Annotated in this window: 21 protein-coding genes; 17 read left to right on the top strand and 4 right to left on the bottom strand. The window is 69.3% G+C overall.

Annotated elements, in window-relative coordinates; genetic code table 11:
• Positions 1-28 precede the first annotated feature (28 nt).
• Positions 29-958, top strand: coding sequence for a prephenate dehydratase (gene pheA, locus H8R18_RS07060; RefSeq protein WP_223875103.1), 930 nt, complete (start codon positions 29-31; stop codon positions 956-958).
• 3 nt (positions 959-961) lie between these two features.
• Here the strand turns inward: pheA and H8R18_RS07055 are convergent, their stop codons facing one another.
• Positions 962-2059 (bottom strand): diacylglycerol/lipid kinase family protein, encoded by a 1098-nt coding sequence (locus tag H8R18_RS07055; RefSeq protein WP_191071350.1) that lies wholly within the window; start codon positions 2057-2059, stop codon positions 962-964.
• Between the two features lie 74 nt (positions 2060-2133).
• Here H8R18_RS07055 and serS point away from each other — a divergent pair, with 74 nt between their 5' ends.
• The 7 genes from serS to pstB all read left to right on the top strand — a co-directional run bounded on the left by serS (position 2134) and on the right by pstB (position 8478).
• A complete protein-coding gene (gene serS / locus H8R18_RS07050) occupies positions 2134-3402 on the top strand; it encodes a serine--tRNA ligase (protein ID WP_191071349.1) in 1269 nt (422 codons plus the stop codon).
• Positions 3403-3435: 33 nt separating this feature from the next.
• A complete protein-coding gene (locus H8R18_RS09620) occupies positions 3436-4002 on the top strand; it encodes a nucleoside hydrolase (RefSeq protein ID WP_265087369.1) in 567 nt (188 codons plus the stop codon).
• Positions 3912-4403 carry a nucleoside hydrolase gene (locus tag H8R18_RS09615; protein ID WP_338089217.1) on the top strand — a complete coding sequence of 164 codons (492 nt, stop codon included), beginning with the start codon at positions 3912-3914 and terminating at the stop codon, positions 4401-4403. Before H8R18_RS09620 ends, H8R18_RS09615 begins: the two co-directional genes overlap by 91 nt.
• Before the next feature lie 116 nt (positions 4404-4519).
• Positions 4520-5626, top strand: a complete 1107-nt coding sequence (gene pstS / locus H8R18_RS07040; protein ID WP_227712787.1) for a phosphate ABC transporter substrate-binding protein PstS — start codon at positions 4520-4522, stop codon at positions 5624-5626.
• 2 nt (positions 5627-5628) lie between these two features.
• Entirely contained in the window at positions 5629-6657 is a 1029-nt protein-coding gene (pstC, locus tag H8R18_RS07035; protein WP_194189212.1) for a phosphate ABC transporter permease subunit PstC, read from the top strand.
• A 10-nt stretch (positions 6658-6667) separates the two neighbouring features.
• On the top strand, positions 6668-7618 hold the full coding sequence (pstA, locus tag H8R18_RS07030; RefSeq protein WP_191071346.1) for a phosphate ABC transporter permease PstA: 951 nt from the start codon (positions 6668-6670) through the stop codon (positions 7616-7618).
• Positions 7615-8478: a phosphate ABC transporter ATP-binding protein PstB gene (gene pstB / locus H8R18_RS07025; protein WP_191071345.1), complete on the top strand. Its 864-nt coding sequence runs from the start codon at positions 7615-7617 to the stop codon at positions 8476-8478. The genes pstA and pstB overlap by 4 nt, the downstream gene beginning before the upstream one ends.
• A 45-nt stretch (positions 8479-8523) precedes the next feature.
• Here the strand turns inward: pstB and H8R18_RS07020 are convergent, their stop codons facing one another.
• Genes H8R18_RS07020 through H8R18_RS07010 form a run of 3 tightly spaced genes read right to left on the bottom strand, consistent with a single transcriptional unit; the run spans position 8524 to position 10372 of the window.
• A complete protein-coding gene (locus H8R18_RS07020) occupies positions 8524-9219 on the bottom strand; it encodes a response regulator transcription factor (protein ID WP_191071344.1) in 696 nt (231 codons plus the stop codon).
• Positions 9216-9548, bottom strand: a complete 333-nt coding sequence (locus H8R18_RS07015) for a sensor histidine kinase (RefSeq protein ID WP_194189211.1) — start codon at positions 9546-9548, stop codon at positions 9216-9218. Before H8R18_RS07015 ends, H8R18_RS07020 begins: the two co-directional genes overlap by 4 nt.
• Positions 9545-10372 carry a sensor histidine kinase gene (locus H8R18_RS07010; protein ID WP_194189210.1) on the bottom strand — a complete coding sequence of 276 codons (828 nt, stop codon included), beginning with the start codon at positions 10370-10372 and terminating at the stop codon, positions 9545-9547. Before H8R18_RS07010 ends, H8R18_RS07015 begins: the two co-directional genes overlap by 4 nt.
• Before the next feature lie 130 nt (positions 10373-10502).
• Here H8R18_RS07010 and H8R18_RS07005 point away from each other — a divergent pair, with 130 nt between their 5' ends.
• The 9 genes from H8R18_RS07005 to mnhG all read left to right on the top strand — a co-directional run bounded on the left by H8R18_RS07005 (position 10503) and on the right by mnhG (position 20125).
• Positions 10503-11039: a YagU family protein gene (locus H8R18_RS07005; RefSeq protein WP_227712786.1), complete on the top strand. Its 537-nt coding sequence runs from the start codon at positions 10503-10505 to the stop codon at positions 11037-11039.
• Between the two features lie 108 nt (positions 11040-11147).
• Entirely contained in the window at positions 11148-11945 is a 798-nt protein-coding gene (locus H8R18_RS07000) for an alpha/beta fold hydrolase (protein WP_191071341.1), read from the top strand.
• 27 nt (positions 11946-11972) lie between these two features.
• A complete protein-coding gene (gene dcd, locus H8R18_RS06995) occupies positions 11973-12566 on the top strand; it encodes a dCTP deaminase (protein WP_191071340.1) in 594 nt (197 codons plus the stop codon).
• Positions 12559-13719, top strand: a complete 1161-nt coding sequence (locus tag H8R18_RS06990) for a hypothetical protein (protein WP_191071339.1) — start codon at positions 12559-12561, stop codon at positions 13717-13719. The genes dcd and H8R18_RS06990 overlap by 8 nt, the downstream gene beginning before the upstream one ends.
• A gap of 68 nt (positions 13720-13787) precedes the next feature.
• A complete protein-coding gene (locus tag H8R18_RS06985; RefSeq protein WP_191071338.1) occupies positions 13788-16727 on the top strand; it encodes a Na+/H+ antiporter subunit A in 2940 nt (979 codons plus the stop codon).
• Positions 16724-17179, top strand: coding sequence for a Na(+)/H(+) antiporter subunit C (locus H8R18_RS06980; protein WP_191071337.1), 456 nt, complete (start codon positions 16724-16726; stop codon positions 17177-17179). The genes H8R18_RS06985 and H8R18_RS06980 overlap by 4 nt, the downstream gene beginning before the upstream one ends.
• Positions 17176-19500, top strand: a complete 2325-nt coding sequence (locus H8R18_RS06975; protein ID WP_227712785.1) for a proton-conducting transporter transmembrane domain-containing protein — start codon at positions 17176-17178, stop codon at positions 19498-19500. The genes H8R18_RS06980 and H8R18_RS06975 overlap by 4 nt, the downstream gene beginning before the upstream one ends.
• Positions 19497-19805 carry an MrpF/PhaF family protein gene (locus tag H8R18_RS06965; RefSeq protein WP_191071334.1) on the top strand — a complete coding sequence of 103 codons (309 nt, stop codon included), beginning with the start codon at positions 19497-19499 and terminating at the stop codon, positions 19803-19805. Before H8R18_RS06975 ends, H8R18_RS06965 begins: the two co-directional genes overlap by 4 nt.
• A complete protein-coding gene (mnhG, locus tag H8R18_RS06960; RefSeq protein ID WP_191071333.1) occupies positions 19802-20125 on the top strand; it encodes a monovalent cation/H(+) antiporter subunit G in 324 nt (107 codons plus the stop codon). The genes H8R18_RS06965 and mnhG overlap by 4 nt, the downstream gene beginning before the upstream one ends.
• The last annotated feature ends 57 nt before the right edge of the window (positions 20126-20182 follow it).

Here is a 20182-nt window from a genome sequence, read left to right as displayed (position 1 = left end):
ACGGTTGCCGAAGACGAAAGGAAAACCGATGACCGACACCCCGTCCTACGCCTTCCTCGGCCCGGTTGGGACATTCTGTCACCAGGCGCTCAGCCAGGTCGCCCCACCCGAGGCGACGATCGTCCCGTGTGCGGGCGAACGCGCGGCGATGGACGCGACGCGCAGCGGCCGCACCCGCTACACGGTGGTGCCCATCGAAAACTCGGTCGAGGGCGGGGTCACGGCGACCCTCGACTCGCTGGCCTGGGGCAAGCGCCTACAAATCGTGCGCGAAATCGTCGTCCCCGTCTCGTTCACCCTCGCCGCTCGCCCTGGCGTCACCCTGGACGACGTCGAGCGCATCGGCACCCACTCCCACGCGTGGGCCCAATGCCGCAACTGGATGACTGACACGCTCCCGGGTGCTCAGCACACGCCCACGACCTCCACCGCCGAGGCTGCCCGCCTGCTCGCCGAGGGCTACGACGGTTTCCAGGCGTGCCTGTCGTCGGCCATCGCGACGTCCCTGTACGGCCTGACCACGCTGCGCGCCGACGTCGCCGACAATCCCGGCGCCATCACCCGCTTCGTCATGCTGTCCCTGCCCGGCCACCTGCCCGAGCCCACCGGCGCCGACAAGACGACGATCCAGGTCCGCCTGCCGCGCAACCACGCCGGCGCCCTCCACCAGCTGCTCGAACAGTTCCGCACTCGCGGCGTCGACCTCACTCGCATCGAGTCGCGTCCCGTCGCCGGCCAGCCCGGCGCCTACGGTTTCTCCATCGACCTGGCCGGGCACGTGTGCGAGGAGCGGGTTCAGGCGGCCCTCGTCGGCGTCTACCGCACGTGCGATGACGTGCGCTTCCTGGGCTCCTACCCGCGCGCCGACGGGCGGGCGAACGCGATCGAGCCGGGCACGAGCGACGAGGACTTCCGCGCCGCCCGGGCGTGGGTCGACGCCCTGTTCACCCAGGGGTAGCCCTCACAGCGAGCGCACGATGAGGGCGTGGCGCTGCAAGCTCACCTCGAGGTCGTGCGCGTAACCGAGGTCGTCGCCGTCGACCTGGACGCGGCGGGCCTCGCTTTCGATGCGTGCCTGGGCCTGCGTCGAGCGTTCGGTCGTCAGGGTCGCCGTCACCGGGGCGAGCCGCTTGCGCGCACCGATGGCGCGAGCGATGACGTGGACCCCCAACTCGATCCAGCCGACGAGGCCGCCGCGCACGTCAATGGCCATGACCTCCATCCACCCGTCCGACGGGTCGGCACCGGGGGCGAGGGTGAGGCCGGCGGTCAGTTCCCCGCACGAGGCGAACAGCAGGGTGCGCGCACGCAGCCGAGTCGGGGTGGGCGTGTGGGCGTAGCACAGGGTCACGTCCATCGCCGGGTTGCGCAGCGCCCGCACCCCGGACATGACGTAGGCGCCCCAGCCGATGCGCGACTTCCAATCCGCGCTGGCGCCCGCCATCATGTCGGCGTCGAAGCCGGCGCCGGCGATGACGAGGAACGGGTGGCGCTGCTCGTGACCGTTCAGCCGCATCCAGCCGATGTCGAGGGCCGACTCGTGGCCGGTGAAGGCGATCTGACACGCCTGGGGCAGGTCGTCGATGGGAATGCCGAGGTTGCGCGCGAGGAGGTTGCCGGTGCCCAGCGGCAGAATGCCGACGGGGATCGAGGAGCCGGCGAGGACCCCGCACACGAGGCGAACCGTGCCGTCACCACCGGCGACGAGCACGAGGCCGGCATCGCCCGCGAGCGCCGCGCGCGCCTGGCCGATCCCCGGGTCCTCCTCGGTCGTCTCGATGATGAGGGGATCGCCCCAGCCGGCGGCGAACGCCGCCGCGCAGATGGTCGCGCGCAGCTGGCGCCAATCCGAGACCTTGGTGGGGTTGACGATGACCCACACGCCGCCACTGCGCGCGGGGGAATCCTCGGACGTGGGGCGCAGTCCTCCGAGGGCCGCTGGGGTCAGGTGGGGGCGACGCCGAGAACGGCGAAAGGCCAGGTTCGCCATGACGAGGGCGCAGGCGGCGCAGGCGAGGGCGACCAGCGAGATGCCCAGGGCCCACAGCGACATACTCATGTGACCCAAGTTTAGCCAGGCGCCCGACGTGGGCGGGGTGAGAGGGCGGGCGCGCGGCGGCATAGGATGGCGCCATGATCGATTTGCGAAGCCTGCGTGACAACCCCGAGCCCGCGCGCGCCTCTCAGCGTGCTCGCGGTGCCGACCCCGCCGACGTCGATCGTGCCCTCGAGGCCGATCGGGCCTGGCGCGAGGCGCTGGGGAAGTTCGAGTCGCGCCGCGCCGACCAGAAGGCGCTGTCGAAGCAGATCGGTGCCGCCTCGAAGGAGGAGCGCCCGGCGATCCTCGCCCAGGCGAAGGCGATGGCCGGTGAGGTCAAGGAGCTCGAGGCCGCGGCATCGGCCGCCGAGGTTGCGGCGCGCGAGGCCGCCTACGCGATTCCCAACATCGTCAACCCCGGCGTTCCCGCCGGCGGCGAGGACGACTACGTCGTGCTGGCCGAGCACGGGCGTCGACGCGACTTTGGAGCCGAGGGGATCGACGTGCGCGACCACGTCGAGATCGGCGAGGGCCTCGACGCCATCGACACCAAGCGCGGCGCCAAGGTGTCGGGATCGCGGTTCTACTTCCTCAAGGGGATCGGGGCGCGCCTGGAGCTCGCGCTGCTCACGTGCGGCCTCGACCTCGTCATGGAGGCCGGCTTTACCCCGATGATTACCCCGACGATGGTCAGCCCGCGAACGATGGGCGGCACGGGCTTCCTCGGGGCCCACGCCGACGAGATCTACCACCTGCCCGCCGACGACCTCTACCTGACGGGAACGTCCGAGGTCGCCCTGGCCGGCTACCACACCGACGAGATCGTCGACCTGTCGAACGGGCCGATCCGCTACGCCGGGTGGTCCTCGTGCTACCGGCGCGAGGCCGGCTCGCACGGCAAGGACGTGCGCGGCATCATCCGCGTCCACCAGTTCAACAAGGTCGAGATGTTCGCCTACACCCTGCCCGAGGACGCCGCAGACGAGCATCAGCGCCTGCTCGCGCTGGAGGAGCAGATGCTGGCCAAGCTCGAGCTGCCCTACCGCGTCATCCACACGGCGGCCGGTGACCTGGGGTCGAGCGCGGCCGAGAAATTCGACTGCGAGGCGTGGCTACCCTCCCAGGAGCGCTACCTCGAGCTGACGTCGACGTCGAACTGCACGACCTTCCAGGCGCGCCGCCTGGGCATTCGCTACCGTGGCGAGGGTGGCACCCAGCCGGTGGCGACCCTGAACGGCACCGTCGTCAACACCCGCTGGATCGTCGCCTTCCTGGAAAACCATCAGCAGGCCGACGGCTCGGTCTACGTCCCCGAAGCACTACGCCCCTACCTGGGCGGTCGCGAGGTGCTCACCCGCGACTGACGCGCCCGGCCCGCCGCCACCGATAGGAGACTCATGGCTGTCCCGTTCATCCTCGACACGGACTCCGCGCAGGACGACTGCGTGGCGATCCTCTTCGGGTTGCTCGACCCCGCCGCCGACCTCCGCGCCATCACTATGGTCGCCGGCAACGTCGGGTTCGACCGCCAGGTCCACAACGCCGCGATGACGCTCGCGGTCGCCGACAAGGTCGGGGCCTGCCCGATCCACCTGGGGTGCTCGCGCCCGCTTATGCGGGCGTGGGAGGGTGCCGAAGACGTCCACGGGGACGGCTCTGGCGGGCTGAGCATGGACGTTCCCGACGGCATGGTCTCGAATGAGGGCGCTGTCGACGCGCTGCTGCGGATGACCTCGGAGGAACCGGGCGAGCTCAGCATCGTCGCGATCGGCCCGCTGACGAATATCGCGGCCGCCTGCATCGCCGACCGCACATTTCCCCAACGGGTGAAGTCGCTCTACATCATGGGCGGGTCGAACAATGGGGTGGCAACATCACCGCCGCCGCCGAGTTCAACTTCTACGTCGACCCCGAGGCCGCGCAGATCGTCTTCGATGCGGGATTCTCCGACGTCGTCGTCTTAACGTGGGATCCCGTCACCCTCACCGACGCCCTGCTGCCGCGCCTCGACTACGAGGAGCTGTGCGCGATCGACACCCCGATCGCCCGCTTCTTCAAGGCCCTGTGCGATCACACGCTCGCCTACGACGAATCGGTGGGCGTGCCCGGGTCCACGCACCCGGACTCGATGACGCTGCAGTGCCTCGTCCACCCCGAGCTCATCCTCGCCGAAGCCCCCTATCGCGTCGACGTCGAGACGACGTCGGCCCTCACGCGCGGGTACTCCGCGATGGCGTGGGACAAATTCGAGGCCACCGCGAACGCGCGCGTCATCGAGCGCGCCGACTCTGCGGCGTTTTTCGCGCGCCTGCGGGCATTGCTCGAGACCCACACGCGCCCGGTGCTGCCGATTTCCGGGCTGTAGCCCGCGGCGTTTACCTGGCGTTCACCTTCGCCTTCCTTCCTCGCTACCTGTCCTTCCTACGGTGAGGGCGCGCGGGCAGCCCACCCCAGGCTCCCGCGAGAAGGAAGGAGAAGAAGGTGTATCCATCATCCCGCTTCGTGCGTCGCGGCGGCGCACTCATCGTCACCCTCACCCTCGCGCTCGGCCTCGCGGCCTGCGGATCCGACAACGCCACGGGCACGTCCGAGACGTCGCGCTCGGCTAATGCAACAGTGTCCGGCCACATCGTCGGGGCCGGTGCCTCGTCCCAAGAGGCCGCCCAAAACGCGTGGAAGGCCGCGTTTAGCCAGGACAACCCCGACGCCACGATCACGTATGACCCCGTGGGCTCGGGCGCCGGCATCGAGCAGCTGGCATCGGGCCAGGTCAACTGGGCCGGCTCGGACGCCGTCCTGGAAGCCGACGAGCGCGCGAGCGTCGAAAAGACGTGCGGCTCGCCAGCTCTCCACCTGCCCCTCTACGTCTCCCCGGTCGCCGTCGTGTTCAACCTCGACGGGATCGACCACCTTAACCTCGACCCCGACACGATCGCCAACATCTTCGCCGGGCGCATCACCCGCTGGAACGACCCGGCGATCGCGGCGACCAACCCCGACGCCACCCTGCCCGACCTCGCCATCACGCCGGTGCACCGGGCCGATGAGTCCGGCACCACCGAGAACTTCACCGATTACCTCCACCAGGCGGCCCCCGACGCGTGGCCCCACGAGGCCAAGAAGTCGTGGCCGCTCTCTGGCGGCGAGGCGGCCCCGCAAACCGCCGGAGTCATCTCGACCGTCTCGGGCAGCACCGGCACGATCGGCTACGCCGACGCCTCGCAGGCGGGCACACTTGGCACAGCCAAGCTCAAGGCCGGCGACGGCTACGTCGCCTACAGCCCGGAATCCGCCGCGGCCGCACTCGACGAGGCCACGCCCGCCTCCGCGGACACGGCCGACCTCGCCGTGGCGATCTCGCGCACGCCAGCCTCGCCGACGGCCTATCCGCTGGTCCTCGTCTCCTACGAGATCGTCTGCCAGTCGTATGAGGATCCGGCGATCGCGACAGGCGTCAAGGCCTACATGAGCTACCTCGCCTCGGATAAGGGACAGCAACTCGCCGCCGATAACGCCGGTTCGGCCCCGCTGTCAGCGCAGATGTCGACCCGCGTGCGCGGGGCAATCGAGACGATCACGGGGCGCTAACTATGACGACCTCGGTCCACTTCCACGGCGGGCATACCCACTCCAGCCCGCCGGCGCCGGCCAGCGACCTCACCGACGCCGTAGCCCCCGACATCCGCCTCGACGGGCGAGTCGGCACCGCCGGCAACCGGATCTTCGCCGCGCTCGCGGGCGGGGCGGGGATCCTCATCCTCGCGACCCTGGCCGCCGTCGCCATCTTCTTGGCGATCGAGGCGTGGCCGGCACTGACCGACTCCTCCGCGAGGTTCCGGGCGATGGGGCAGGCCCAGCCCGTCAGCCTCCTCGCCCTCACCGGCCCCCAGCTGTTCGGCACCGTCCTGGGTGCGGTGCTGGCGATGGTGTTGGCCGTCCCGCTATCGGTGGGTATCGCCTTGTTCATCACCCAGTACGCACCCGCGCGCCTAGCCGGATTCCTCGCCGCCGTCATCGATCTACTCGCGGCGATCCCCTCGGTCGTCTTCGGGCTGTGGGGTGGCCTGTGGCTGCTCCCCAAGCTCGCCGGCGTGTGGACGGGGATGCGAGAGGCGCTGGCGTGGCTGCCGATCGGCACCACACCCGCCTCGCCGACGGGGCGCGTCCTGGCCTCGGCCGCCGTCATTCTCGCCGTCATGATTATCCCCATCGTCACCGCGATCAGCCGCGACATCTTCGCCCAGACGCCGCGCTCGATGCACGAGGCGGCACTGGCCCTGGGCGCGACGACGTGGGAGCGGTTGAAGCTCGCCGTGCTGCCCTACGGGCGGGGCATCATTTCAGCCTCGATGCTCGGCCTAGGACGCGCGCTGGGCGAGACGATGGCGGTCGTCATGGTGCTGTCTGTGGGCGCGACCTATTCCTTCGACGTGTTCGCCTCGGGCGCACACTCGACGATCGCGGCGAATATCGCCCTCCAGTTCCCCGAGGCGTCGGGGCTGACGATGTCGGCGCTCATCGCCACCGGGTTGGCGCTGTTCGCCGTGACGATGGTCGTCAACATGCTCGCCCGCCTCATCATCGCCCGCACCCGGGCCTATTCGGGCGCGAACGCGTAAGGAGCCAGTCATGACGATGTCTCATGCCCTCGCGCTGGCCCCGGTGGATGCCCGCCACATGCGCCGACGCAAGCTCACCGATGCCCTCGTGCGCGGCGGCGTCATCGTGGCCTTCGCCCTCGCCGTCATCCCGCTGGTCTCGCTGCTGGCGACCATCATCGTTCGCGGTGCCCCGCGGCTGTTCGCCGATTTTCCCTATTTCCTCACCGTGTCGATGAAGGGCGTCTTCGGCGGGATGGATGCCGGCGGCATCTACCACGCGCTGCTCGGCACCGTCCTCGTGACGGCCTGGGCCTGCCTCATCTCGGTGCCCATCGGCATCCTCGCCGCGGTGTTCCTCGTCGAATATGGCCACCCGCGTCCGCTCGCGCGCGCTTTGACGTTCTTCGTCGACGTCATGACGGGCATCCCCTCGATCGTCGCCGGCCTCTTCGCCGCCGCCGTCTTCGCCCTGAGCGTCGGCCCGGGCTATCGGGCGGGGATCATGGGCGCCGCCGCGCTGTCGGTGCTCATGGTGCCGACGATCGTGCGCTCGACCGAAGAAATGCTGCGGATGGTGCCGAGCGGGCTGCGCGAAGCCGCCTACGCGCTCGGCGTGCCCAAGTGGAAGGTCACCGTCAAGGTCGTCTTGCGCACGGCGTTCACGGGAATCATCACGGGCATCATTCTGGGAATCGCCCGCGTCATCGGCGAGACCGCGCCGCTGCTCGTCACCGTCGGCACGTTCGACGCGATCAACACCGACGTCTTCAACGGGCGCATGATGACACTGCCCGTCTACGTCTATCGCCAATATGCCATGGGTGAGGCAACGTGCGCGGCCTCGGCCACCTCGTGCGTGACCTCGATCAACGAACAGCGCGCGTGGTCGGCGGCGCTCGTCTTGCTCGCCGTCGTCGTCCTCATCAACTGCGGTGGGCGCTGGCTCGCCCACATGTTCCAACCGAAAGGCGAGAAATGACTACGACCACCTCCTCCGCCTCCCACGCGCCCGTGACTAAAGGCCGCGTTATCGCCGGCGAAGACACCGACGTGACGTTCAATCCCACGGCAATCGCCGTGCGCCACGCGTCGATGTATTACGGCGACGTCCTCGCCGTTGACGACGTGACGATGGATATTCCCGAGCACTCGGTGACGGCGCTCATCGGGCCGTCCGGCTGCGGCAAATCGACCTTCCTGCGCTCGCTCAACCGGATGCACGAGGTCATCGCCGGCGCGCGCGTCAGCGGTGACATCCGCATCGGCGGTGCCGACATCTACGCCCGCGGGATCGATCCCGTGCTCGTGCGCCGCAAGGTCGGAATGGTGTTTCAGAAGGCCAATCCGTTCCCGACGATGTCGATCGCCGATAACGTCTTGACCGGGGTGCGGTTGAACTCACGACGTCTCACCCGCGCTCAAGCCGAGGAGATCGTCGAGACCTCTCTGCGCTCGGCGAACCTGTGGGACGAGGTCAAGGACCGGCTCAACCGACCCGGCTCGGCCCTGTCGGGAGGCCAACAGCAGCGCCTGTGCATCGCGCGCGCCGTCGCGGTCAAACCCGAAGTACTGCTCATGGACGAACCGTGTTCGGCGCTCGACCCCGTCTCGACGCTGGCGATCGAGGAACTCATGGCCGAGCTGGCCGAGGACTACACGATCGTCATCGTCACCCACAACATGCAGCAGGCGCGTCGCGTCTCCCAGCAGACGGCATTCTTCTCGATCTCGGGCCCCTCGCAACCGGGGCGCCTCATCGAGTACGGCCCGACCTCGCGGGTCTTCGAGCACCCCGAGAACGAATCGACGGCGAACTACGTCGCCGGCCGCTTCGGTTAGCCCCATAACAGTCGATGCCCGGCGCCTGCTGCGCCGGGCATCGCATTAGTCTTCTGCGAGCTTGTAGCCCAGCCCGCGCACCGTCACGATGCGGCGCGGGTTCTTCGGATCGGCCTCGAGCTTGGCGCGCAGCCGGGTGATGTGGACGTCAAGTGTCTTCGTCTCGCCCTCGTAGTCCGGTCCCCATACCCGGTCAAGGATCTGGGCGCGGGTGAGGACGATCCCGGGATTGCGCATGAGGAAGGCCAGCAGCTCGAATTCGCGCAGCGGCATGTCGACGCGCCGCCCGGCACACGTCACCTCGTGGCGGTCCTCGTCGACGACGAGATCGGCAACGACGATGCGCGACTCGTCATCTGCTGCCGCGGGTTGCCGCGTTCGCCGCAGCAGGGCACGGATGCGCGCGAGAAGCTCGCGATAGGAATACGGCTTGGCCAGGTAGTCGTCGGCCCCCATCTCGAGGCCGACGACCCGGTCGACGACCTCGCCCTTCGCCGTGACCATGATGATCGGCAGGTGGGCGGTGGCGGGATTGGCGCGCAGGCGGCGGGCCACCTCGATGCCGTCGATGCCGGGCAGCATGAGGTCGAGGAGAACGAGATCATACGTGCTTCGGTCAATGGCGGTGAGTGCTGCGTGACCGTCGGCGACGCTGTCGACCGTGAAGCCGTCGCGGGTAAGCGAATAGGCCAGCGGTTCGCGGAAGGCATCCTCGTCCTCGACGATGAGCACGCGCGTCATGTCGGCATTCCTTTCGAATGTGGCGATCCTGGCAGCCGCGGCAGGGTGATGGTGAATGTCGCCCCACGCCCGAGCTCGGAGTCGAGGCTGATATCGCCGCGGTGATCGTGAACGACGTGGGTGACGATCGACAGGCCCAGGCCGGTGCCGCCCGAGGCGCGTGAGCGCGCGGGATCGACGCGGTAGAAGCGGCGGAAGATCGCCCGGTGCTCGCTTGGGTCGATGCCGATGCCGCGATCGGTGAAGGCGATCGCGACCTCGTCGGCAGACTCGGTGAGAGTGACGTCGACGCGCCCGCCATCTGGGCTGTAACGCACGGCGTTGCTCACGAGGTTGGCGATGGCCGCTCCAGCTGGTCACGCACGGCAAGCACCGTGGCGCGCGCCTCCTCGACGCCGTGGGTGTGGATCGTCATGCCGCGGGTCGCGGCCGGCAGCGACTCGCGCGCGATCCCCGCGGTGACGATGTCGCCGATGGCGCACGGGCGCGCCCGCAACAGCGGAGCGCGCGCCTCGACGCGCGAGAGCTCGATGATGTCGGCGACCAGCCGGCTCAGCCGCTCCGACTCGGTGCACAGTGACGCGGCGAAGTGTCGAACCGCCTCGGCGTCGTCGGCGGAATCGCGAATCGTCTCGGCCAGCAGCGAGATCGCGCCGATCGGGGTCTTGAGTTCGTGGGAGATATCGGCGATGAACTGCTTGCGGGTGTCGTTGAGGCGACGCATCGGCGTGTGGTCGCGGGCAATGAGGACCGTGTAATCCTCGGCCAACTGTACGCCGTCAATGCGCAGGTTGAGCATCCGTTCGGGGCCTCCCGACGGACTCGACGCCGCGACGTCGACGACGCTGCCCTCACCGGTCGCGCGAAAGTGCGCGAGGGCCTCGCGCAGTTCGACGCTGGCGATGACGCGCTCGCGCACCAGCCCCATGGCGAGGGCGGAGACGTCGGCGCGAACGACGGTATCGGTGGAGTCGACGACGATGACGATGCCGGGCATGGCCTGGAGCAGCGCCAACACGTGCCCCGATAGGACGGGTTCGGCCATCGCGGCGCGGATGTGGGAACGCTCGCGCATCCACCACCACACGCGCGCCGCGCCGATGGCGATCCCGAGCATGGCGACGAGGGAAACGATGAGGAAGTCCCTGTCCACACCCGCAGTCTATCGAGTGCGCCGTCCGCCGGTTGTGCGCCCTCGTTCGGCGGCGTATTCGTCAACGGCGCGCCCGTGGAGTATCGTCATCGGGTTCTCGTGAGCATCTATGACAAGACAAGGAGACAACGTGACTGACGCGAAGCGCCGTCGGATTCCCCAGGCCGCCATCGCCGGCCTCATCGCCGGCATCATTTCGGCGATCATCAAGTTCGGGTGGGAGGTTCCCCTGCCTCCGCGCACACCTGAGCGCAACGCGACGAACCCGCCGCAGGAGCTCCTGCAACAGCTGGGCTTCTCCGAGAGCTTCACCCACCAGACATACTCGTGGCTGGGAAACCACATGCCGTGGGTGTCGTTCATCGTTCACTTTGCGTTCTCGATCGCCTTCGCCCTCATCTACTGCATCGTCGCCGAGTACTACCCGCGCATCAAGCTGTGGCAGGGCGTCGCGTTCGGCATCATCGTGTGGATCGCCTTCCACATCATCATCATGCCGGCGATGGGCACCGTGCCCGCGCCGTGGGACCAGCCGTTCGGCGAGCACTTCTCCGAGCTTTTCGGTCACGCCGTGTGGATGTGGGTCATCGAGATCGTGCGCCGCGATATGCGCAATCGTCTCACCCACGAACCCGATGCCGAGGTCGCGCTGGGTTCGACCCGCTGATTTCGCGCACCTGGCCGGCCCCTTCACGTCACCGCGTGAGGGGGCCGACGCGCATTCCGGCAGGGCGGCGATACGATGGAACCGCGAGAGTTAAGCGGAAGGAACACCATGAACGCGCAGACGTGGACCCTGAAGACGACGATCGACGGCCCCGAGGACGCCCCCGTCCTCGTGCTTGGGCATTCGCTGGGATCCTCCCACGTCATGTGGGATGAGGTCGTGGCCGCGCTGGCCGATCGCGTCCGCGTCATCCGCTACGACCTGCCCGGTCACGGCGGCTCCGCACCGGCCCCACTCGATCGGCCGATGACGATGGCGGATGTGACCGCGGCACTCACGCGCACGCTGGCCGACCTCGGCGTCGAGCGCTACCACCTGGCCGGGCTGTCGTTTGGGGGATTGACGACCCTGGCGATGGGGACCGCCGCCCCCGCCGGCCTCGAATCGATCGCCGTGTTCGGGTCCGGCCCGGTCACGGCGCCGCTCGAGCAGTGGCCCGAGCGCGCCGCCCTCGTGCGCGAGCAGGGCGCGGAAGGACTCATCGAGGCCACCTTCGAGCGCTGGTTCACGAAGGACGCGCGCACCGAGCACGCCGACGTGTGGCAGCGGGTGCGCGATGCCTTTGCCGGGTGCGACCGCGAGGGGTATGCGCAAGCCTGCGAGGTCCTCGGCTCGACCGATCTCAGCGACGACGTCGCCGCCATCGCGGTGCCGACGCTGCTCGTCGCCGCAGAAAACGACGGCGCCTTGAATTACGACACCGCCGAGCCGCTGGCGCGCACGATCGGGGCCGGCGCTACGCCGGTAGAGGTCGTGCGGCTCGCCGACGTCAAGCACATGAGCGCGGTGGAGCGTCCCCGCGAGGTAGCGGTGGCGCTGGCGCGCCACATCGGTGTGGACGCGTAGGCTCGCGAGATTTGGCACAATAGCCCCGTGCTGCTCTCCGACCGCGATATCACCGAGCTCATCGAATCTGGCCGAGCGACGATCGATCCGTTCGACCCGGCGATGGTTCAGCCGGCCTCGGTGGACGTCCGCCTCGACCGCTACTTTCGGCTGTTCGATAACCACAAGTACTCGGTGATCGATCCCGCGCAGGACCAGCCCGACCTCACCCGCCGCGTCGACGTCGGAGAAGTCGAGCCCTTCGTCCTTCACCCCGGCGAGTTCGTGCTCGGCGCAACCCTCGAACGCGTCAGCCTGCCCGCCGACATCGCCGCGCGCCTGGAGGGCAAGTCGTCGCTGGGCCGCCTCGGCCTGCTCACGCACTCGACGGCCGGATTCATCGACCCAGGCTTCGACGGCCACGTCACGCTCGAGCTGTCGAACACGGCGACGATGCCGATCGCCCTGTACCCGGGCATGAAGATCGGCCAGCTGTGTTTCTTCCGGCTGACCTCGCCCGCACTGCGCCCCTACGGAGCCGGCGCCTACGGATCGCGCTACCAGGGGCAGCGCGGACCGACGGCCTCGCGCTCGCACCTGCGCTTCGACCGGGTGGACGTCCCCGCGCTCGACGATGAGTGAGGACGACGCCCGCTCACGCGCCCTCACCGACACGCTGCTGGGCCTGAGCACCGAGCACACCCAGAGCCTGCGGGTCATCCGCGACGATGCCCTCGAGGTCGCCCAGCTGCCCACCGTGGACCCGGGAGGCTCGTTCCGCCTCAGCCAGGGTCCCCTGCCCGAGGCCGCGGTCGCGAACGACCTGCTCATCTTGTCGGGCGAGGTCGACCCCGCCGAAGTCGACGCCCTGGCCGTGTCCCTGTGGGACGATGCCGGCTGGCTCAGCCCGGGCGTCCTCCGGCTAAGGGGCGATGATCACCTGCGGGGCCCCTACGACCTCGACCGCGCCGCGCGCGCCCGCCTCGGCGTAGGGTCGTGGGCCACCATGGCCTTTGCCTACGCGCACCCCGGAACCGGGAGCGGCCCCATTCCGGACGAACTCCTCACGTCCCACCCCCTCGTGCGCGCCTACCGTGACGACCAGCCGGCACCCGCACAGTGGGAGGTCATCGAGGGCCTCTACGCGATGGCCCGCCGCCTCGCCGGCGCCTGGCGCGTCGGCCGGGGAGGCGCGCTCCTCCAACCCGATCCCGATTCCGCGACCGACCTCGCGCTCTACGCCCCCACCTGGATCGAGGAGGCTGACCTGCGCGCCCTCATCACCCAGGCGGTTCCCGCAGCGAGCCTCGTCGAGGCTCCCGCGCCCCAGCGCCCGAGCGGGGCGACGCGCGCGGCGAGGCGTCGGGCCGAACGCGCCGTGCGCGAGTGGACCGAGGCACGGCTGGGCAGCGACGAGGTGGAACGCCTGGCCAAGGAATCGCGCGCCTTCGACGAGATGGCCGCAGCTCACCCCGCGCCGATCGTCGGCTACGCACTCACGCTCGCCGCCGGCCACGACTCCCACATCGTCGTCACCGTCGACGCCACCGAGACGGTGCCGCCGGTGTTGCGGTGGGAGCCCTGGGCCAGCGGCAGCCTCGCCCACATTCGCGTCGCGTGGCTGGCCCCGACAACGCCCCCGCCTGCTCAGCGACCGAGCCGCGTCTACCGTGTGGAGCGGCTGCGCGTGAGCGAGACGATCGAGGCGCTGGCCTCGGCCATCCACCATCTGCTCGGCGGTGCCGTCGTCGACGAGGACGGCTTCCTCGTCGTCCTCGATCCCTCATCGCGGTAGCGCTCGCCGGATCCCGCCGGCTCCCGGTATCCTGGGGGCGACCCCCGTGACCTATCCCAGGGAGAAGCGTGCTCGGTATTGCCTTCGCCTACGTGTGCGGGGTCGGTGCTGCGCCGTGGATCATGCGTCGCTGGGGCGTGCGCGGCTTCGCCATCCTCGCCCTGATTCCCGCGGCGGTTGCCTGCTGGACGGCGGCGCAGGCCCCGGCGGTATGGCGCGCCCCGCTACGCACCGAGGTGGGCTGGGTCAGCGACCTCTCCGTCGGTTTGTCCCTCCGCCTCGATCAGCTTTCCTGGCTGCTCCTCATGGTCATTTCGACCGTCGGCGCCCTCATCCTCGTCTACGCCACCCGCTACTTCCCCGCCCGCGCCCCGGGGCTGCGCCGCTTCGCCACGGTATTCATGGCGTTCGCCGGCGCCATGAGCGGTGTCGTCCTCGTCGACCACACGATCTGGCTCTACATCATGTGGGAGGGCACCTCGCTGTTCTCCTTCCTCCTCATCGGTCACCACTACGGACGCGGCTACGCCCGCGCCGCCGCGCGCCAGGCCCTCCTCGTGACGACCACCGGCTCGCTCGCCATGTTCGCCGGCTTCGTCACGCTCGGCGAGATGAGGGGCGGCAGCTACCGCATCTCGGTCCTCGTCGAGGCGCTCGCGGCCGGACACCTCCAGGAGGGGCCAGCGTTGACATGCGCCCTGTTGGCCGTGTGCGCCGGGGCCGTGACGAAGTCGGCGCTCGTTCCCACGCACTTCTGGCTGCCTCAGGCGATGGCGGCACCGACGCCGGTGTCGGCCTTTCTGCACGCCGCGGCCATGGTCAAGGCCGGGGTCTACCTCGTCATCCGCTTCGCGCCGGGGGCCGCGCACCAGCCGGGCTTCACGGCGGTGCTCACCGTGTGCGGCTTAGGCGCCCTCGTCATCGGCGGCTATCGGGCGCTGCGCCAATACGACCTCAAGCTCATCCTCGCCTATGGGACGATCTCGCAGCTGGGACTCATGATCGCCCTGGCCGCCCAGGGAACCGCCGACATGATCGCGGCGGCGATGACGCTGCTGCTGGCCCACGCGACGTTCAAGTCGGCCCTGTTCCTCACGACGGGAACGATCGAGAAGATCGCGGGAACCCGCGACCTGCGCGAGCTGTCCGGGGTGCGGTTGGGCGCGCGGCGACTCGCGACGATCGCCGTGTGCGCGGCGGCCTCGATGGCGGGTCTGCCCCCGACGCTCGGCTACCTCGGCAAGGAGGCGGGCCTGAGCGGGGCACTCTCGCGCGGCGCACAGGGCTGGGTGTTCACCGCCGTCGTCGTCGCCGGATCGGTGCTGACGGTGGCCTACACGCTGCGCTACCTGTGGGCGGCGTTCGCCGTCAAGGGCAAGCTGCGCGGGAGCCTGGACACGCGTCGCTACACCCGCCTCGAACGCGTGCCGACCCCGACGTGGGTGGTCCCGGGAATCCTCGCGGGCCTCAGCGTCCTCGGGGGCCTTCTCCCCACGGGCGTGTCGGCGCTCGTGACCCCGTGGGCCGAGACCGCCCCGGGCCACGCGCACATTGGCTGGTGGTCGGGCTGGCTGCCCGCCCTCCTCACCGCCGCCATTGTCCTCGCGGGATGGCTCATGTATCGCCGCCGCCCCCAGATCGCCCGGCTGCAACGGCGCGCTGCGTTCCCGACCGCGCTCAGCGCCCGCTCCATCTACGAGCGCTCGCTCGCGCTCCTCGAGCAGGGCGCGGGCCGCGTGACGGCGATGTTCCAGCGCGGCTCGCTGCCGTGGGAGACGACGGGAATCCTCATCACGACACTCGTCGTCGTCAGCGCGGCCGCGGCGTATTCGGGCACGACGGCCCAGGCGTCGTGGGTGGGCGCGAACTCGCTCATCGAGGCCGCCGTGTGCCTGCTCGTCATTTGCTCGGCGCTTGCATGCGTGAGCGCGCCGCGCCGCCTTCACGCCGTCCTCGCGCTGGGCGCCACGGGCGCGGGTATCGGCGTGCTGTTCTTGACGTTCGGCGCGCCCGACCTCGGCCTCACCCAGATCGTCGTCGAGGCCGTGACGATCGTCGTCTTCGTCCTCGTGCTGCGGCGCCTGCCCGGGACGTTCCCCGGGCGCGGCGACCTCGCCCACCACCGGCGCACGCGGGCGCTGCGCGGCATCGTCGCCCTCCTCATCGGGGTGGGCGTCGTCAGCGTCGGTTTGTTGGCCGGCGGCGGCCGCATCGACGACCCCGTCTCCGCCCTCTTGCCCGGCGAGGCCGTCGAATTCGGGTATGGCCACAACATCGTCAACGTCATTCTCGTCGACGTGCGCGCGTGGGACACGATGGGGGAGCTCTCCGTCGTTCTCGTCATGGCGATCGGCGTGGCCTCCCTCGTCTACGTCAAGGAGTTGCGCGCGCGCAATCATGCTCGCGGGCGCACTCACCGCCGCCGCAACCGGCAGGCCGCCCGCGCCAAGTCGCGCGAACAGGACTCCCAGATGCTGCTCTCGGCCTCGGTGCTGCTGCCGCCGCAGGCGCGCTCGGTCGTTCTCGAGATGACGGTGCGGATCCTGTTCCACACCCTCCTCATCGTCTCGGCATGGCTGCTCGTTATCGGTCACAACATGCCCGGCGGCGGCTTCGTCTCGGGCGGCGTGGCGGGTATTGCCCTCATCGTGCGCTACCTGGCCGGAGGGCGCGCGGAACTGCTCGAGGCCGTGCCGTTTAACCCCGGTCGACTGCTCGGATCGGGCTTGTTCGTCGCCGCGATTGGGGGGTTGTGGCCGCTGACGTCGGGACGCACGGTATTCCAGACGGTTCCCCTCGACCTCGATTTTGGCTGGGCCGGCAGCCTGCACCTGACGAGCGCGCTCGTCTTCGACATCGGCGTCTACATCGTCGTGCTCGGCCTCGTCCTCGACATCATCGCCGCCCTGGGCGGCCACGTCGACGCCATCGGCGAGCGCGAGGGCGACCAGCGCGTCGAAGTCGATTTCTCCCAGCCGCTCGCGCCGACGAAAGAGGGCACGTCATGACGGTATCGCTCGCGCTGCTCATCACCGCCGGAGTTCTCATCGGCTGCGGCGTCTACCTCATCATGGATCGCACCCTGACACGGATCCTCATCGGCCTTGCGCTGGCGGGCAACGGGGTCAACGTCTTCATGGTGGCCCAGGCTGGGCGGGCGGGCGCGCCGCCCCTCATCGATGAAACGACGGGCGCGGTGATGACGGATGCGCTGCCGCAGGCCATGACGCTCACGGCCATCGTCATCACCTTGGGGACGACGGCGTTCGGGTTGGCGCTGGCCTACCGCTCGTGGCGCCTGGTCGGTCACGACGAGGTCGCCGACGATGTTGAGGATCACCGGTTGGCGCTGCGCGCGAAGCTGCGTCGCCAGGGCGAGCGCATCGCCGACGCCGGCTCCGATGCCGAGGCGCGGGTGGCCCTGGACGATCTCATCGACGCCGACGGGGGGACCGCATGACGTGGCTGCTGCCCGGGCCGGTGCTCATTCCCTTCCTCGCCGCGGGGGCGGCGATGATGCTGGGGCGTCACCACCGCACCCAGGCGTCGCTGTGCGTCGGGGCGCTGTCGACCTCCCTGGTCGTCGCGATCGTGTTGGCGGTACAGGCGGCGTCGGGACCGGTGGCGCTTGACGTCGGGTCGTGGGCCGCCCCGCTCGGCGTCACCCTCGTCGTCGATCAGCTCTCGGGGATCATGCTCGTCATGTCGCTGACGATCACCCTGCTCGTCCTCGTCTACGCGCTCGCGCAGGCCTCGGCCAACGACGGCGATTCGGACGCCCCGGCCTCGGTCTACCACCCGGTCTTTCACCCGGCCTACCTCATCTTGTCCGCGGGCGTGTCCAACGCCTTCCTCACGGGTGACCTGTTCAACCTCTACGTAGGCTTCGAGATCCTGCTGGCCGCCTCGTTTGTGTTGATGACGATGGGGGGAACGGCTCAGCGGATTCGCTCGGGCACGGTCTACGTCGTCGTGTCCCTGCTGGGCTCCCTCATCTTCCTCATCGCGATCGCCCTCGTGTACGGGGCGTGCGGGACGATCTCGTTTGCTCAGCTGGCGATTCGCCTGCGCACGATCGATCCCGGGGTCGCGATGGTGCTCCAGACGATGCTGCTCGTGGCGTTTGGACTCAAGGCCGCCATCTTCCCGCTGTCAGCCTGGCTGCCCGACTCCTACCCGACGGCGTCGGCGCCGATCACCGCGGTGTTTGCCGGGTTGCTCACCAAGGTCGGGATCTACGCGATCATTCGCACCCAGGTGCTGCTGTTCCCACCCTCGCCGGCAGACACGGTGTTGGGCCTGGCCGGGATCGTCACGATGATCGTCGGCATCCTCGGTGCCATCGCCCAAGACGACATCAAGCGTCTGCTCTCCTTCACCCTCGTGTCGCACATGGGATTCATGCTGTGGGGGATTGTGCTTGGCAACCGGATCGGGCTGGCCTCGGCGATTTTCTACGCCGTCCACCACATCCTCGTTCAGACGACGCTGTTTCTCGTCGCCGGTCTCATCGAGCAGGTGGGCGGCTCGACGTCGCTGCGGCGGTTGTCGTCGCTGGCCTCGGTGTCGACGGGACTCGTCGTCCTCTATCTCATTCCCGGACTCAACCTCGTCGGCTTCCCCCCTGACGGGCTTTCTCGGCAAGCTTGGCCTGGCCCAGGCCTCGATACGCTCGGGAACGTCGCTCGGGGTGGCCCTGCTCGTCGCGGGATTGGTGACGTCGTTGCTCACTCTCTACGTCGTCATCAAAGTGTGGAACCTCGCGTTTTGGCAGGGCGACGATCAACCCCAGGCCGACCCGCGCCCGGCCGGCGGGCTGACCTATCACCGGGGTCGGGCGATGGCGGCCCCCACCGCCGCCCTCGTCGTCATCGCCCTTGGCCTGTCCGCGGGGGCGGGGCCGGTCTATGGCTACGTACACGCGCGGCGCGGGGCAGCTGCTCGAGCGCACGCCGTACGTGCGCGCGGTGCTCGGAGACCTCGGTCGAGGCAGCGGCGAATCTCAGCACAGTGGTGGCGCAGATCCCGAGGGGTCGCTCGATCGTCCCCACGACGTCGGCGGGGACCCGGACACTCGGCTGGACCACCCGTCGGACCGGACCGGCGAGAACGGAGGTGCACGCGATGACTAACCCCGACCCCGCGACCACCTCGCGGTGGCGCCTGCTCACGAGTCACGTGTCGGTGCGAATGACCGTGTGGCTCGTCGTCGTCTGGGTCGTCCTGCGCGCCGAGTACACGCTGGTCTCCCTGCTCATCGGCATCATTCTCGCCCTCGTCGCCCAGGTGGCTTTTCCCATGCCGCACCTGGGGATCATCACGCGCGTGCGGCCGCTGTGGCTCCTCGTGCTGTTCGGCCACTTCGTCGTCGACATGGTCGTCGCCGCCGTGCAGGTGTCGTGGCTCGTCCTGCGCCCCGCGCCGGTGGCCTCGCGGGCCGTCATCATTCCCCTGCGGTCGCAATCGGCGCTGTTTCTCACGATCGGAACGGCGCTGACCTCGCTCGTTCCCGGCACCGTCGTCATGGACGCCCACCTGCGCCCGGCAACGATCCACCTCCACGTCCTCGATCTGCCGATGGCCGGGGGAGTCGCCGGGGTTCACCGCTCCCAGCTCAAGCTCGAAGAGCGGATCATGTGGGCACTGGCCTCGCGCAAGGAACTGCACGCGCGCGGGATCTCCCGCCCCGGCCGATACTCGCCGATGGCGCGCCACCTCGAGGGAATCGATGCCGACCACCGCGCCATCGATCTGCCGCTGCGAGACGGGAGCCCGTCGTGACGATCCTTGTCTCTGTCAACATCATCGCCCTCGCGATCGCGGGTCTGCTCACGCTCGTTCGCCTCGTCAGGGGCCCGAGCGCCCTCGACCGCGCCGTCGCGATCGACGTCCTCACCGCCGTCGTCATCGCTCTGGCGGTGTGGACGCTCGTCATCTCGCGTCGCGCCGATGTCGGCGTCATCGTCATCACGCTGACGATGGTGGCCTTCGTCTCCTCGACGGTCATCGGCAGGTTCGGGCGGCGCTACCGTGGCACCGAGCCGCTCGTTGACGATCCCGACACCGACGCGAAGGGGGAGTTATGACGCTCGCCGCCTGGCTCGACGCCATCGGATACGTCCTGTTGAGCGCCGGCACCATCTTCACGTGCCTCGCCGCCGTGGGCATCGTGCGCTTCTCGACGCTGCTCCAGCGCCAGCACGCGGCGACGAAGCCGCAAATGCTCGGCTTCCTGCTGTTCATGGTGGGGATCATGCTCATCCAGCGCACGCCGATGTGGACGGGGTTTGGCATCCTCGCGATCGCGCTACAGGCGATCACGGCCCCCCTGGGGACGCACATCCTCGCGCGCGCGGCGTACGGGCGCGAATGGCTGGGCACGGCGCGCGAGGACGACGAGGAGTGAATCGCCTCGATACCATGGGGAGGCGGACGCCCGTCCGCGTCCTGACCTCACAAGGAG

The organism is Nanchangia anserum (genome assembly GCF_015240065.1).
Classification (GTDB): Bacteria; Actinomycetota; Actinomycetes; order Actinomycetales; family Actinomycetaceae; genus Nanchangia; species Nanchangia anserum.
Note: the sequence above shows the minus strand (reverse complement) of the source record. Positions and strands in the feature narration are given on the sequence as shown.

Excerpts from the sequence above, each read along its gene's own strand:
- pheA (WP_223875103.1), top strand. The coding sequence starts at position 29 with ATGACCGACACCCCGTCCTACGCCTTCCTCGGCCCGGTTGGGACATTC.
- H8R18_RS07055 (WP_191071350.1), bottom strand. The coding sequence starts at position 2,059 with ATGAGTATGTCGCTGTGGGCCCTGGGCATCTCGCTGGTCGCCCTCGCC.
- serS (WP_191071349.1), top strand. The coding sequence starts at position 2,134 with ATGATCGATTTGCGAAGCCTGCGTGACAACCCCGAGCCCGCGCGCGCC.
- H8R18_RS09620 (WP_265087369.1), top strand. The coding sequence starts at position 3,436 with ATGGCTGTCCCGTTCATCCTCGACACGGACTCCGCGCAGGACGACTGC.
- pstC (WP_194189212.1), top strand. The coding sequence starts at position 5,629 with ATGACGACCTCGGTCCACTTCCACGGCGGGCATACCCACTCCAGCCCG.
- pstA (WP_191071346.1), top strand. The coding sequence starts at position 6,668 with ATGACGATGTCTCATGCCCTCGCGCTGGCCCCGGTGGATGCCCGCCAC.
- pstB (WP_191071345.1), top strand. The coding sequence starts at position 7,615 with ATGACTACGACCACCTCCTCCGCCTCCCACGCGCCCGTGACTAAAGGC.
- H8R18_RS07020 (WP_191071344.1), bottom strand. The coding sequence starts at position 9,219 with ATGACGCGCGTGCTCATCGTCGAGGACGAGGATGCCTTCCGCGAACCG.
- H8R18_RS07000 (WP_191071341.1), top strand. The coding sequence starts at position 11,148 with ATGAACGCGCAGACGTGGACCCTGAAGACGACGATCGACGGCCCCGAG.
- H8R18_RS06990 (WP_191071339.1), top strand. The coding sequence starts at position 12,559 with ATGAGTGAGGACGACGCCCGCTCACGCGCCCTCACCGACACGCTGCTG.
- H8R18_RS06980 (WP_191071337.1), top strand. The coding sequence starts at position 16,724 with ATGACGGTATCGCTCGCGCTGCTCATCACCGCCGGAGTTCTCATCGGC.
- H8R18_RS06975 (WP_227712785.1), top strand. The coding sequence starts at position 17,176 with ATGACGTGGCTGCTGCCCGGGCCGGTGCTCATTCCCTTCCTCGCCGCG.
- mnhG (WP_191071333.1), top strand. The coding sequence starts at position 19,802 with ATGACGCTCGCCGCCTGGCTCGACGCCATCGGATACGTCCTGTTGAGC.